We start from the raw sequence: 12972 nt of genomic DNA, 5'->3' as shown, positions 1-12972 counted from the left end.
CCAATGTCCATCAACTGGTTCGGAAAACAATGTGCAGGAAAGGCCCACGTACGTCAGCTATCCGCATCGAGGTGCCCGATCGCTGCCGGTTGGCAATGGCCTCTCGCCGGTCGGTTTAATGCTGGTGCCGAGCGACCTCAGGAACGACCGCGTTCAAGACCAGTTACCGAACGCGTTCTATGGCAAGCATCAGGTGACCGCCGATCGTCCTCTTGCTTCGTCGAATGACGGGTTCCGTTTGGAGCTGCCATTCGCAACTCGCTTTACGAACGGCTTGTGTTGGTCGGAAGCCGCCGATCCACTCTACCGGACGCCGTCTAACGGTCCTTGCCGGGCTCGACCGCAGCCGCACGTTCGTTGCTGTAAACCGGGCCACTGTCGCCGATGCTCGGCCGATCGCCTGCCTCGATGCGGGTTGCTAGATCGCTGTGAAGCGAGACGAGCTCGGGTGGAAAATCCACACCAGCCGCAGATCCCAGCCTGCGCTCCGCATCGTCGAAGATATCTACGGCGCCCGCCAGCTCGGGTTCGCCGTAAAGTGCTGCGCTTTCCCCTGCTCGCCATAGCTCGGCAAGTTGGTGGGACCGGATCATGCAAGCCGAGGCCGTTCGATCGACCGCAACGGCGGTGCTTGGTGGTCCTGGCGGCTCGCCCCCCCTCCCCTTGATCTCGGCCCGCGTGATTGCTGCCAGGCGGTAGCGCAGGACCCGGGATTCCGAGGTATCCGTTGGTGAGGGCTGCTGCTGATGATTCAGGAGAGAAATAAGCTCCACGGTGGTGATGGACGACGCGGCGTTGCGCCAGTCCGTCAAAGCCCGCTCCTCCGATGCCAAATCCGCAGGCTGAGTCAGGATAAAGCGCTCGAGAAGTGGATCGCTGGCTACTGCGACAGGCAGGGGTGCTCGGTTGCCGTTAGCGGCGGCATGGGCGAAGCCGATCGCCGTCGCAATCGTACCGAGCTGCGTCTTCATGATCTCACGATCGTCGATCGATCGCCTCAGGATCATCTCGAGGATCGGCGTTAGATCCGTCACGGCGGCCTGGCCCGCATCGATCGTGTCGAGCCTATGGACGATCTCTCTGTGTGTCGCCTCGATTCGCTGGCCGCTTTCGGTCAGCGCATCGAGCTGCTCCTGCACGAGCGTCAACGCGTCCAGAACGCCTGCCAGAGCAACGCTTACTTGGTCCGTGCTCATCGTTCTGGCCCACCCCTATCCGGCGAACGCGCGCGGTCCAGAGTTGCGCGATCACGATCCAATATCTCGCGAAGTACCTCTTGCTGCTTGCTTGGCGTCGGTGCTGTGGCCTCCCGTTCGGCCTCGTCCATAAGCGAGCGAAGGCGCTCGGATACACCCGAAGGTCGGCGTTCATGCGGCATGTCTTCGGCTCGGTCGGGGCTCTTCCGGAGTGCTTGCTTGGCCTCCAGTTTTCCACGCATGACGCGAGAACGCTCCAGTGCTGCTGCGATCGGATCAGGCCCGGGATCCGCGACAGCGGGTCGCGTCCGAGCATCGACGATCGCGCCGCGCGCGCGAGGCGGTGAAGCGGCACGCATTGCCCGAGCGGAGTTGGGCTCGGGCGGCGGCAATGCCGCGACGAACCGCCCGAGGCTCTGTGCGACCACCTGATCGGCGAGGGAGGGCGAAGCCGACAGCTCTGCGACGGATCTCATATAGGTCGCGCGAACGATGGCCTGCCGACTTGCAAGAACGGCCTCGACCGGGTCGGAGATACCCTGATCGCGGAGGCGCATGGCGCGATCCGCCCGGCTCCTATCGAGCCGCGGAACCTGCCCCTTGTCGCGCATCTTTTGTACCGCAATGTGCTCATGCGCGGGGTCAATACCGCGCGCCCTGGTCGGCGTGGCGTTGGCCTCGATGCCGCGTTCGCGAAGCTTCTCGGCGAAGCGTTGCCGCCATCGAAACAGATCATCTCGGTCCGGATGAAAGCGGCGCCCGTCAAAGTCGCGACGCGCGATCGTGAGGTGAACGTGCGGATGGTCGCGATCGACGTGAAGGCCGGCAACCCACGACCGGTTCGCAAACTCTTCGCGTGCGAAGTCCAGGGCCGCCGCTTTCAAACGGTCCGGATTGGTCCCCGTCGGCATTGAGAGGATCATGGATATCGACGTCGCACCTTTTCGTCTGGCGTCCCCGTCCATCTCGAAGTTATGCCAATCCTTCGCGAGGATCTGCATGTCGCGTCCATCCCGCAGAACGATCCCCTCGCTGGTTTCAAGCCCGAGTTCCTCACCCGGACCGTGCCCCAGCCGGCTGATGTAGGCAAAGTTGGCAAGGACGTGTCCGCCGCCATGCTGACGCCCCGTGATCCGCACCATGACCTCGGGGACGCGACGCGATGTGCGATCCGCAGTCATTACTGCACGGCCGTTTATCCGGGCCTGCGATCCGCCGCCGAAAGCATGTTTCGCCTGCGCACTGGGACGCGACGTGGCCAAAGATGATGCGGCCTTCGGGAACATCGATGCGACGGCAAGGCCGAGCATCGTGCCCCCGGTACTCGGGCCCTTTGCGCTGCCGCCTCCAGTCCCGAGGCGGTACTTCTTCGGCGGCGCGAAGACGCCCGCCATGGAGTCCATGGTTCCGGAAGAGAAGCGGAAGCTCACGCTGCTGAACCTCGGTAGGTTTCGGTCCAGTACCCGACCTCTGCCCCGATCGAAGCAGATAGGGCCAGCCGGGTCGTAAACAGCAGCGTCTTCAGTTCTTCACATTTTTCGATGAAGGGACCGGCGATGCGGGCGATATCGAGCGAGCTTTCGGGCTGGTTCGCTGCGTTCATAGCATGAACCGCCTGGTTGATGTTCCGGCCGATCAGAAGCACCTGCTTGCGCAGTTTGACGATCTCAGCCTGGGTGGCCGGAGCCAGCCTCAGCACGCCCGCCTTGTCCCAAAGCTGCCAGCGCAGCGTGCGTTTGATCCATTCGTTTCGCGTCATCTTCATCGGTGCCGCTACGGTGTCGATGCCTTCGACCTCGCTCCGGTCGAGCCGGACGGTGACGCGAACGAGGTCGTCGGGATGCCCCCTGCCCTGAATTGGCAGCACCGGGATGTCATCGTTCTCCGGGGCCAGCACGGCGGTGGCCAGCACGCTTGCCATCCAGCTGCTGCGGTTCTGCCCGTTCGCTGCGGCAACGCGGTCGATCTCGGCGACCAACTCGTCCTTCAATCGCAGGCCTACATTCATCCCAAAAGCCCCGTGCAGCGGCGCCCCACAAGCCAATGTTAAACATTGGTGCCGTGAGGCATATCCTGCCATCCCTAGTAATTTCCTATCCTCATGAAACAACGACATCTTTGGAGCTAAATCACTCCAAACGCGGAGGTGAAAATTGATTGACTGTGCGCTTGCTACAAGTAGCTTTCGGTCTTGCGGTCCCCGCGCAAGGCGTTTGCACGATTAGGCACAGCTAAATGCTATTTCTTGGATTGCCTGCAACCTCCTAACTTGTTCTCTATTGGAACCGGATTCGAAGAATGGCCCGAACAAGAAACGCCGTCGATCTCGCAACAATCGAGGCTCGGCGGGAAGCTCTAAAAGCGGAACTTGCTCATCTGGACGAACAGGCAAAGGCGGCGGAGCAGACGGCTCGAGACGCTGGTCGTCCGGTTCTTACCGCAGCGCTCGAGCGGGTTAAAATTGCAGCGATCGACAAAGCGGATGCCCGGGCAATCGCGACGGCTATTTCGAAACACGGCGGCAAAGCGGTGGCAAGCCAGCTTGCGTCGCTAGGCTAGGCTTCCCGATCCACCATCCAGACGAGAAGCCGGCGTTGGCCTAGCATCCAGATTAGGGCAGCCTCATCGGAAGCCTCAACCCTTGAACCTGACCGCTCTCCTTGTCGACGAATATGACGCCGCGCTCTCCTTCTTCGTTCAGAAGCTTGGCTTCGAACTGCGTGAAGATACTGTGCTGACTGATGACAAGCGGTGGGTGATGGTCGCGCCGCATGGTGCGGCGAACGGACTGTTACTAGCGCGAGCGGTTGGCGACCGGCAACGTGAGGCGATCGGCAGTCAAAGCGGCGGTCGCGTGTTCCTGTTTCTCGAAACAGACGATTTTGCCCATGACCACCTCGCTTACACTCAGCCGGGCATCCGTTTTGTCGAAGCGCCTCGCCATGAATCATATGGCACGGTGGCGGTCTTCGAAGACCTCTACGGAAACCGATGGGATTTGATCGAACCTAGCGTGGGCAAGGGATGACCTTCGATCCGCCATTCTATGCGGTCAGGGCATTGGCTGGGATCGAACGCAGCGGTTCCCCAATCTTGGCAGCCACGGCCTGTCTGGGTGTTGCGCCGACGGAGGCTGACGGCCGGCGCTTGCTTCAGCGCGGCCGAGCAGAATACCCGAAAGCAGATTGACGGCGCCAGATGAGGCTGCCCCCTCCCCTGCCGGCCCACCACAGATTGCGTCCTGTTGGTGGCTGGCGATCGCCCGTGCGCCACTGCACGCGGGCGCCGCGCGTACGGTGTTTCGGGCGCCGTCGCGGTTCTGCCAAGCGAGGTATCACGCCCTATCCATTCGATCGTGGGGCCGCCTTTAACGAGGTTCTGCGGCGCGCGGGCGGTCAACCAGGATTGCGTTGCGTCGCCGCGCTAACGGCCATGCAAGGCCCCTGCCCTACCTATTGACTAGCGCCATCGATCTCGCGTTCGTAAAGCAAAAGCGCCGCATCAGCGACGACGTCGGCGAGCACGCGTTTGCGTGCCGGGTCCGCGTCACGAAGAGCATAGAGTCTCGCAGCGGTCTCGGGATCTACCCTCACGTTGATCGCGATATTGCGATTGCCGGTTACGCGTGGCGGCCGTTGGAATGTCCCGGCTTGGGGACGCTCTTGAGGCACGGGCGCCGCTACAGGCGGGGCAGCTACAGCTGGGACAGCCGGACGCGACGGAAAGCCGGCCCCGTCGCTGATCTCGCGTAGCTTGGCTGGATCCTTGTTCGGGGGCGTATCATCGAACTCCGAGAGATCGAGCCGGGACCGGGTCATGCTGCCTCCTTCACGGTACGCGCCTTACGCAGCCTTGCGATCACCGCTGCCGCATAGGCCTCGGCGTTCTCGAGCGCTGCCTTCATGTTACCGACGCCTTTGTCGTTGATGGTGCGAAGCGTCCCACCAGCGGCGAACATCGCGCGATAGGCCTCGCGATTGTAGATCATGACCGGAAGGACTGGAATTTCAGCATCGTTGAACTGCTCCGCGATGTCCTTCTGATTGTTCGAGCGCAGCGCTGGCGGGATTTGGCTGAACAGGATCGCATAATCGATCTTTGTCCTGGTACCGCGCGCCGTCTGCTTGACGAGCTTGATAGCGCGGGCAGCCTGGGTGGCATCCAGATGCGACCCCTTGCAAGGAATGATCACCAGATCGCTTTGCGCGATTGCGAACGTGACGGTCGCGGTCGCCGCGCCTTCGAGGTCAACGAGTGTGAAGCGCGCCTCCGACGCGCCCCTCTCGATCTCATCGATGATCGCGTTTTCGTCGCGGCACCCGACGACAGTTATAGCATCCGGTCGTCCCGGTAACTGGCCCCAGTCGACCAGCGGAAGGTTCGGGTCAGCATCGATCAGGCGTACGGTACCCCCCGCCTCCGCCAACTCTCCGGCGAGCAACAATGTCGCGGTGGTCTTGCCCACCCCGCCTTTCGGCGACACGAAGCTGATGACTGGCATGCTGCTCTCCCGTTGCGGCCAGGTTGCTACTATGTAGCAGCCAGCGTTCATGAAGCTGCTATATCGCAACCTTGCAGCTAGCGTCTAGCGACTTTAACGCAATCTGACAGCGAGCAGCTTGCGGTGTAATTGCGATTTGATTGCAACTCGACCGCGAGTCGGTTGCGAGTTTATCGCGTCCCTGTTGCAGCTTAGATGCGACAATGTTGCGCCTAAGGAGCTACATGCTCGCGGTCTGGTTGGTAGCCGGTTGCTGCTTGCTACCAACTAGCGATACGCACCCTTGCGATACCGTCGAGACGCGGTTGTAAAGGCGCGAGAGGCAGGGCCACACCGTGTATGAATATGCTACGTCATAGCTATCGGGTTGCTACCCGAGCGCAAACCGCGATCAAATCGCTACAATGTCGCTAGCTCGTTGCTACCAGGCAGCTACCAGATGAAGGAACAATCACCCTCAGTTCGCGTGTCGCCAAAGCAATTGATGAAGCCGCAGTGCCAAGCCACAAATCGACAAGAGATTGAGACGCCGAACGCGACGAACGCGATCGGCGTTCACCAAAGCGCAAAATGGCGAAATCGATCGTGAAGTACCCACGGCCCGATCTCGTTCGACACGACCTGCACCACACCGGATATCACGACGCTCAAGACGAAGACCCGATCCTCTAATCGGGCGGCCGAGGCCGCCCGGACGATGTTCATTCCTCCCAGAGCGGCTTGAGCTTGCGCGTCCGCTTTACTGCGGGGAGGGGTGCCCGCTCGGGCATCCCGTGTGCTGCGATCTCCGCTTGGATGCTTGCAAATTCAGCGAGCCATGCCCGGGTGCGTGCGGTTTGGACGTGCATGTGAACCTCCGTCTGTTCGTTGAGACGGATGCCGACTGACGATCGGGTGGGGTCCAGGGTCACAGGACCGCGCAGCGGCCGCGCAAGCGGGGCGTGGGGGTGCCGATTTTGTCGTGGTCGAAGCGAAGCGAAGGCCGCGTCAAAATTGGGGGAACCGCGCATCCTTGACGCTGGCTCCGCCCGGTCGTCACGATGGAAAGAGTCGACGACAGAGCCTTTTCGACGTTGGTAGGGCAGGGGAGGCGCCGACCCACGCGACGGTCTTGCCTCCCACACGCACCAGTCACCCTTCCCGGACAACCGCCGATGTCCAGATAGCGACCGTCAGCTCGTCTCAACCAAATTCTGCGGCAAGTCGTGAGCGTTGATGCCTCGATCTTATAAGAGAGAATGCCGCCTTCATAACGGACGTTGCCACCAGCGAAGTCGATCCCGCGTTCCCGTCGCGCGCGCTCGGCTGCGCTCATCTCGGGGCGTTGAGTGGGGAGGGGGGCCTCGACATTCGTGATCCGATCCTCTCGGCAGAACGATGAGCCCCGGCGCCATCGCGCCGGGGCGGTACGTCATCGTTCGTCGACGCGCATGATCGTGAGGATGCGCGTGGTCTTGAAGGGATCCGCCGGATCCTCCGAACCTGCGGTCACGTCGTGATTGTAATAGTCGATCTTCCAGTAGCAATCGGTGCCCTCGAACAGGAACCGGCCCAGGTCGTGCTCGCCATACGGGTCGATTGCGTCGTCGAAAGCGTCGAAGTCGCGAACCGCTCGGAGCAGCTCCGCCCGCTTGCGGAAGTTTCTGAAAAGGGTGACGTCGCCGATCAGGTCTGCGATCCCGCTGGTCATTATGACACGGTTGTTGCCCGGGGCGGTGAGATGCTCGCGCAGCCAGTCGTTGAGGCGGGCGATCGTCGCTGCGCCACCCGTGGCGTGGTTTGATTGAGGCGTTTGCTCGGCCATGATGGTCTCCTGCCATTGACCCCGACGATCGGGGCCTTTCGACAGGCGACAGGACGGCCGGGGCATAGGTCACTCGCGCACCCGTAGGGTCGCAACGGAGTGGAGAAGCCCGCTGGCGGGCTTGCGCGGGGGAGCGCCCCGGCCAGAACGTGGAAGCCCGAAATGCCGCGCGGATCGTCGACAGGGAAGAGACTTCAGGTCGAGGCTGATGCTGGACGACCGCGCCGATCGGGGCGTATCGTTCGATCATGGAAACGGCTGACAACATCGTTGCCCTGTGGCCCCGCTGGATGGACAGCGCCGGCGATATGCTCCGGATGAAGGCGTTGGTCCGGATTCGTTGCTGCAAATGCGGGACGCTGATGCGGGCCGAGTTGGAAGACATCGTGGCACGCCACGGCTCCGACTATTCGCTGGTCGACAAGCTGGAGCGCTGCCGGATGGTCGCGTGCGAAGGGTCTAGCTTCTATCTGGCGTCACGAACCTATGGTCGGGAATGGGTGACGCTCCTGCGCGACCCGCGGCTGATGAAGGTGTTCGAGGAACTGCCACCTGTCCGGACGGCGTGGAGCTGATTGCCCGCGTCCGGAAGCAATACCGTCGAAATTTGGATCCCGCACCCAAGCGGTGGGTGGAAGGGGGCAGAAGCCCTGCGTCCAGCGGCGGTGCCGTGCTTGCGCAGCAGGGCCGGGGCGGGCTCGATGCCCGCTCCCCGGCGCCTTCACGGTTGACGAGCGGAGAGGGGAGGGGGGGCGAAGCCCCCCCGGGAGGCTCAGGCGTAAGGGTCGTACTCGTTGATGATCGTGAGCGAGCTGTCGTGATCTTCGGCCGTGATGACGGCGTATTGGGTGCCGACGGCGATCACCATGGTAGCCACCATCAAGGTTCTTGCGAGGCCCATGGCGTTTTTGCGGGCGATCCAGATATCGTTGAACATGTCCGAGGCTCCTGTGAAGCCGGCGGGGTTCATCCCCGCTCGACAGGCGCCCGACAGGACGGGGAAGGGCCGCGATCACTTTTTTCGCTTGCGCAAAAAAGCCGTAGCGAAGCGCCCGGACCCCTTGCGGGTTGATCGTACGAGGCCCTGAGCCGGCCCAAGGATTGCGCCTCAAGAGCGGGGTGAAGCCCGCCTGCCCGGAGCGTCGTGCTTCGCGCTGGCTCGCCGGTGACGCTCCCCCTCGCAGGCGCGGTGGACGCCTGCCCAGCCCGTGCCCCCACTCTGCGTCCCTATGCCGATGAGGGGAGTGCGCCGCGCGACAAGGCCGCCCTGGCCGGGCTAGAATGGAAAGAAGTTGCCGATTCCCGGAAGAGAGTTTCCCCTGCGCTGCGCGCCCGTCAGTCGATCGTCACCCGAACGGGCCGAGACCGGCTACGGGCTCGGTGGAGCGAAGCGGAAAAGAGCGACGGTCCCGGCTTTGCCGGGAGACGCCAACTCGTCTCGGGACACCAACACAGGCTACCCGGCTTCATGATAAGCCTTTAGACTGAACGGCGATCCCTACCGTCCCTATGCATTGGTAGTCGACGACGATCCGCTCATTCTCAGGCATGTCTGCGACATTCCGGAGGGAGCGGGTTTTCGCTTTCACGAAGCGGGTACGGGTGAAGAGGCCAAGACCTCCTGAGCGATCATACCGACGGTGCTACGCTCCTGTTCTCAGACGTGGCGATGCCGGGCGACAGCGACGGGTTCGCGCTTACCCATTACGTTGCCGAGCATTGGCCCTGGATCGAGATCGTGATCGCAAGCGGCAACGTGACGCCATGTCCGGGGGACATGCCCGACAAAGCGACGTGCATCGCCAAGCCTTTCGACGATCGTATGCTCCAGAAACGTCTCACGGAGACGCTGCCGGACGACAAGCAGCTCGAGCAGCTCAAGCACGCGGTTTAGTTGTGTCTTCGTGAACTTGTGACCCTGCGGTCCTGATTGCCGGTGAACGCGAGAAGAGGCCCGGAGCGTCAGCTCCGGGCCCGTACTGCCTCCCTCAGAAGGGGACGTCATCGGCCTCATCGTCCTGCGTGGCGCCTTGGCGCTCCTGGCGGTTTTTGCCGTAGGAGAGGAAGGTCACTTCGTCGGCGATAATCTCGACACCGTAGCGCTCGTTGTTCTGATCGTCGGTCCAGCGGGTGTAGTGGATGCGGCCCCGGACCATGACCTTCTGGCCCTTCTCGACATACTGCGCGACGGTCTTGCCGACGCCGTTGAAGCAGGTGATCCGGTGCCATTCGGTGTCCTCGACCCGGCGACCTTCGCCATCCTTCATGGTCTTGCCGTCCTGGTCGCGCTTGGGGCGCGAGGTGGCGAGGGAGAAGTTGGTGATCTTGGTGCCGCCCTGGGTGGTGCGGACTTCAGGCGTGGCGCCGACGTTGCCGGCGAGGATGACGAGGTTCTGCATTTCGAGGTTCCTTTTTTTGCTCGCCGGGGGGTCCGTCCCCTCGACTGAACACCAAAAAAGACGGCTAGGACGCCCTCTCCACCGGAAGCGCGAAGACGCGCAGGGAAACCCCGATCGAAGGGGTGGTGCGGGCAGCCGTGGCACACGGCAACTCGGCCCGAACGATCGCGGGTTGGAGGGGGTGGACGGCCGGATTAGGTCGTTCAGGAAAGAGAGGGGATGGACCGCCCGGCGGGCAGCGGACATGGAACCGGGAAACAGGACGCCCTTGTCGCGTTGCTCGTCGGCAGTGCCACTATGCCTCGATCCCGCTATCCGGGGCGGCTTGATACCCTTCCTCGCTGGTGCTCGCACCCTGCTCCAGTGGCTGTCGTGAAGGATGATGGTTGCCGCGTGGACCTTGGTGCCGCCTTTCGCCGTCACGGCGCGCGCGGACGTCGTGCGCGTCGAGATGACGATGGAAGGTTCGTGCTGCGCAGCGTCCCGCCCGGACTGCAGGAACCAAGCGCGGCTGACGTGCCTGCCGGCAGTGCATCCCACCTGGCACAACGCGGCGAAGCCGGAGGAGAGATCAACGCGGTGAGGCGGCATGCCGCCCGACCGAAAGGCACACGGCGAGGGGCAGACTCCGGCCTCGCCCCACGGAACCGCTCCGCGTCGGAATCGCGATTTGGGCGCGATAACCCCCCGTCAGTCGAGCGTCACCCGAACGGGCCAAGACCGGCTAGGGGCTCGGTGGAGCGAAGCGGAATAGCGCGCTGGTCGCGAAACTATTGGCCCCGAACCTTCGCGAGCTTGCTCTTAGGAACCGGTCATCACCGCTCGGCTGTTCGCCTTGGGAAGCCTGCACGACCGATCATGGCGTCGACAGCGCGATCCGCGTCGTCATCATGTAGGCGGGGGGCCGGAGCCGGCGACGCTGACGAAAAGCCTATTGCCGCTCGCGCGAGGAGTGCTGCGGTTGTCCGTCATGACGACGTGGTAGGTGTCGCCGTCAACCGAAGCGCGAAGCGCCAGCTTTGCCCAGCCGCCTTTAACAGGTTGGGCTAGGCATCGGTTTGCTCCCCGATGGGTGGAAGTGAGTGGAATCTGCGGAGAGGCGGCAAAGGGCGAGGCCGCTGGCTTTGCCAGCGGCCGAGCCGAAGCTCAGGCGACCTCTCGGTCGCGCTGAGCGTTTTGAGCTGCGGGCGGGGTGCCGAGCGGGCCCCGACGATCGACCACGCGGATGCCGGCCTTCTTGGCGTCGATGACCAGACGCTCGGTCACGCCATTACCCTGGAAGGCGATGACGTAGCGGGGCTTCAGCGAGAGCATCTGCTCGTTGCGACGGAAGCCGGCACGATCGCCCAGCTTGCGATCGAGACCGAAGCGGACTTGCTGGATGCCGTTTTGCTCGGCCCACGACGCCGCGATTCGCTCGATCCCCTTCATGTCGCCGCCATGGACGAGATACATGTCGCCGACGCGCTCCCGAACCGCACCCAGGGTGCGCAGCAGATTGTCGCCGAACGCCTTCATGTCCTCGTCGGTCCGGAAGGTCAGCCGTCCCCCGGCAAACACTACGGGCGTGCCCTGTGCAGTGTTGGCGTCGCGGACCCGCTCGCGCCGAGCCTGGAGGAAGGCGCGTCCGTCAACGATTGCCGACGTAACCCCGAGCGAAATGCGGTTGCCGGTCGATGGGATCCAGGAACGGCCGGTCTCGCGGATGTAGTGTGCCGCTGCGGTGTCGCGCATGTGTTCGTAGCAGGTGGCGGCTTCCTCGATCTTCTTGGCGAGGTCGATCTTGTCCTCGAGGTTGGCGGTGTTGATCTCCGAACCGTCCTGCTCGGTCAGGAGGAGCCTGATCTCGTCGGTGAGACGGTCGATGGTCGCGTGCTTCTTCGCCGCGGCCCGGTGGAAGAGGTTGACCAGGCCCCAGCCCATCTCCTCGATGTCGCGCTCGAGCGACGTGTTCTGGAGGGTTGCGAACAGGTCACTCCAGATGGCGGTGGTGGTCTGCTCCAGTGCTTCGGTCGAGGGCGGGCACATGCCCGAAACGTCTTCGGCGCGGGGTTCGAGGTGTCCAAGCTCCAGAGCGGAGAGTGCGGCAGCGAGGGAAGTGGTCATGGGGTCAAGCCCTTCATCTGATCGAGACCGGCGGCCTATCCGCCGGATGCGCACCTCCTGGGCGGCCGAATGAGAGGCGCCCGCACCGGAGCGTAAGCGGAGGGAAACCGCAAAAACTGGGGTGGTGCGGGCAGCCGCAAAGCGGCAACTCGGCCCGGATTTTTGCGGTTGCGGGGGTCTCGCGGCTGCCCATGTGCCGCATCTCTCTGGCGGAAGGCTGTCGGGCGTCAGGTGGCGTCGGGCGCAGACGTGACCACGCTTGCTGCTACGGTTGACGTGGGGCTCAACCCGAACGTCGCAACGTAGTCGAGAAGTGCCTGCCCCGTTGCACACAAGCGGACCATCGCCGCTGCTGTGATCCGTGGGCGCTCCATCGGCGCCGATCGTGTCGATCATGATGCGCAAGCTGGTCGACCAGATCCTCACTCCGGGTCGCGGCATAGCCCGCGCACGCTGCCACCTCGCAAGAATACGCCCCGGGACGGGCAGGACGGAGGCATCGCCGCCATCCGGGACAAAGCGCCAAGGATCGACGTCCACACCTCCAGCGACAAGCGCTGACATAAGTGGGATGCTCCGTATCGAGGCTCTTCCACTCGTCGGCCGTATGCAACGCATCGACAAGCGGAGCGGCAGGCGCTGACGACATCTTCCGCCTCGACCATGATTTCCGCACGGTAATGGGCAGGGTATTCGAAAAGGGCCGGTGAAGGTCTTCATGAGACCGGACTTCTGAAGGTTGGCAAAATGGGAGACCCAAGCGGTTCGGGTCATTCGTAGCGGCGACGCTCGGCCGAAAAGGCGAGAGGGGGCCAGCCTTTGTGGGCGTGGGCCCCGAAGCGACCAGCTGAGAGGAGGCTGCTGATCTTGCGAACGTGATCGCCGACGTTCCAATCACGATTGAGATACGCCTGAAACTCCAACTGCATCGTCCAACCGTGGTCCTCGTGACCCTCGGCAAAGGTG

General features: G+C 63.1%; 12 protein-coding genes. 4 read left to right on the top strand and 8 right to left on the bottom strand.

Features of this window, described 5'->3' with window-relative positions:
• Positions 1 to 317: 317 nt before the first annotated feature.
• The 3 genes from C8J26_RS17650 to C8J26_RS17640 are packed head-to-tail and all read right to left on the bottom strand — an operon-like array spanning position 318 to position 3186.
• Positions 318 to 1196, bottom strand: a complete 879-nt coding sequence (locus C8J26_RS17650) for a hypothetical protein (protein ID WP_107959488.1) — start codon at positions 1194 to 1196, stop codon at positions 318 to 320.
• The gene (locus C8J26_RS17645) at positions 1193 to 2626 is read right to left on the bottom strand and encodes a relaxase/mobilization nuclease domain-containing protein (RefSeq protein ID WP_244185376.1); all 1434 of its coding nucleotides are present in this window, start codon (positions 2624 to 2626) and stop codon (positions 1193 to 1195) included. Before C8J26_RS17645 ends, C8J26_RS17650 begins: the two co-directional genes overlap by 4 nt.
• Positions 2623 to 3186, bottom strand: a complete 564-nt coding sequence (locus tag C8J26_RS17640) for a hypothetical protein (protein WP_341871509.1) — start codon at positions 3184 to 3186, stop codon at positions 2623 to 2625. Before C8J26_RS17640 ends, C8J26_RS17645 begins: the two co-directional genes overlap by 4 nt.
• 308 nt (positions 3187 to 3494) lie before the next feature.
• Between C8J26_RS17640 and C8J26_RS17635 the strand changes: the two genes are divergently transcribed.
• Both C8J26_RS17635 and C8J26_RS17630 read left to right on the top strand, forming a co-directional pair.
• Positions 3495 to 3755, top strand: coding sequence for a hypothetical protein (locus C8J26_RS17635; protein WP_107959486.1), 261 nt, complete (start codon positions 3495 to 3497; stop codon positions 3753 to 3755).
• Between the two features lie 82 nt (positions 3756 to 3837).
• Positions 3838 to 4224 carry a VOC family protein gene (locus C8J26_RS17630; protein ID WP_107959485.1) on the top strand — a complete coding sequence of 129 codons (387 nt, stop codon included), beginning with the start codon at positions 3838 to 3840 and terminating at the stop codon, positions 4222 to 4224.
• 786 nt (positions 4225 to 5010) lie between these two features.
• Here the strand turns inward: C8J26_RS17630 and C8J26_RS17620 are convergent.
• Positions 5011 to 5697, bottom strand: a complete 687-nt coding sequence (locus C8J26_RS17620) for a ParA family protein (protein WP_107959483.1) — start codon at positions 5695 to 5697, stop codon at positions 5011 to 5013.
• 1411 nt (positions 5698 to 7108) lie between these two features.
• The gene (locus C8J26_RS17610; protein WP_107959481.1) at positions 7109 to 7501 is read right to left on the bottom strand and encodes a DUF3768 domain-containing protein; all 393 of its coding nucleotides are present in this window, start codon (positions 7499 to 7501) and stop codon (positions 7109 to 7111) included.
• Positions 7502 to 7749: 248 nt separating this feature from the next.
• Here C8J26_RS17610 and C8J26_RS17605 point away from each other — a divergent pair, with 248 nt between their 5' ends.
• The gene (locus tag C8J26_RS17605) at positions 7750 to 8076 is read left to right on the top strand and encodes a hypothetical protein (RefSeq protein ID WP_107959480.1); all 327 of its coding nucleotides are present in this window, start codon (positions 7750 to 7752) and stop codon (positions 8074 to 8076) included.
• A 197-nt stretch (positions 8077 to 8273) separates the two neighbouring features.
• Here the strand turns inward: C8J26_RS17605 and C8J26_RS20595 are convergent, their stop codons facing one another.
• Positions 8274 to 8438 carry a hypothetical protein gene (locus tag C8J26_RS20595; RefSeq protein ID WP_167398891.1) on the bottom strand — a complete coding sequence of 55 codons (165 nt, stop codon included), beginning with the start codon at positions 8436 to 8438 and terminating at the stop codon, positions 8274 to 8276.
• Positions 8439 to 9170: 732 nt separating this feature from the next.
• Between C8J26_RS20595 and C8J26_RS20965 the strand changes: the two genes are divergently transcribed.
• Positions 9171 to 9395 (top strand): hypothetical protein, encoded by a 225-nt coding sequence (locus C8J26_RS20965; RefSeq protein ID WP_244185375.1) that lies wholly within the window; start codon positions 9171 to 9173, stop codon positions 9393 to 9395.
• 94 nt (positions 9396 to 9489) lie between these two features.
• Here C8J26_RS20965 and C8J26_RS17590 read toward each other — a convergent pair whose 3' ends face one another.
• A complete protein-coding gene (locus C8J26_RS17590) occupies positions 9490 to 9900 on the bottom strand; it encodes a single-stranded DNA-binding protein (RefSeq protein ID WP_107959478.1) in 411 nt (136 codons plus the stop codon).
• 1146 nt (positions 9901 to 11046) lie between these two features.
• Entirely contained in the window at positions 11047 to 12006 is a 960-nt protein-coding gene (locus C8J26_RS17585) for a DUF2493 domain-containing protein (RefSeq protein ID WP_107959477.1), read from the bottom strand.
• Positions 12007 to 12972 lie beyond the last annotated feature (966 nt).

It is taken from the genome of Sphingomonas aurantiaca (assembly GCF_003050705.1).
Classification (GTDB): domain Bacteria; phylum Pseudomonadota; class Alphaproteobacteria; order Sphingomonadales; family Sphingomonadaceae; genus Sphingomonas; species Sphingomonas aurantiaca.
This window is presented reverse-complemented; position numbering and strand designations above follow the sequence as displayed.

Bases quoted from the DNA above. Each gene is read 5' to 3' on its own strand.
- C8J26_RS17620 (WP_107959483.1), bottom strand. From the start codon at position 5,697: ATGCCAGTCATCAGCTTCGTGTCGCCGAAAGGCGGGGTGGGCAAGACC.
- C8J26_RS17635 (WP_107959486.1), top strand. From the start codon at position 3,495: ATGGCCCGAACAAGAAACGCCGTCGATCTCGCAACAATCGAGGCTCGG.
- C8J26_RS17585 (WP_107959477.1), bottom strand. From the start codon at position 12,006: ATGACCACTTCCCTCGCTGCCGCACTCTCCGCTCTGGAGCTTGGACAC.
- C8J26_RS20595 (WP_167398891.1), bottom strand. From the start codon at position 8,438: ATGTTCAACGATATCTGGATCGCCCGCAAAAACGCCATGGGCCTCGCA.
- C8J26_RS17650 (WP_107959488.1), bottom strand. From the start codon at position 1,196: ATGAGCACGGACCAAGTAAGCGTTGCTCTGGCAGGCGTTCTGGACGCG.
- C8J26_RS17605 (WP_107959480.1), top strand. From the start codon at position 7,750: ATGGAAACGGCTGACAACATCGTTGCCCTGTGGCCCCGCTGGATGGAC.
- C8J26_RS17610 (WP_107959481.1), bottom strand. From the start codon at position 7,501: ATGGCCGAGCAAACGCCTCAATCAAACCACGCCACGGGTGGCGCAGCG.
- C8J26_RS20965 (WP_244185375.1), top strand. From the start codon at position 9,171: ATGCCGGGCGACAGCGACGGGTTCGCGCTTACCCATTACGTTGCCGAG.
- C8J26_RS17590 (WP_107959478.1), bottom strand. From the start codon at position 9,900: ATGCAGAACCTCGTCATCCTCGCCGGCAACGTCGGCGCCACGCCTGAA.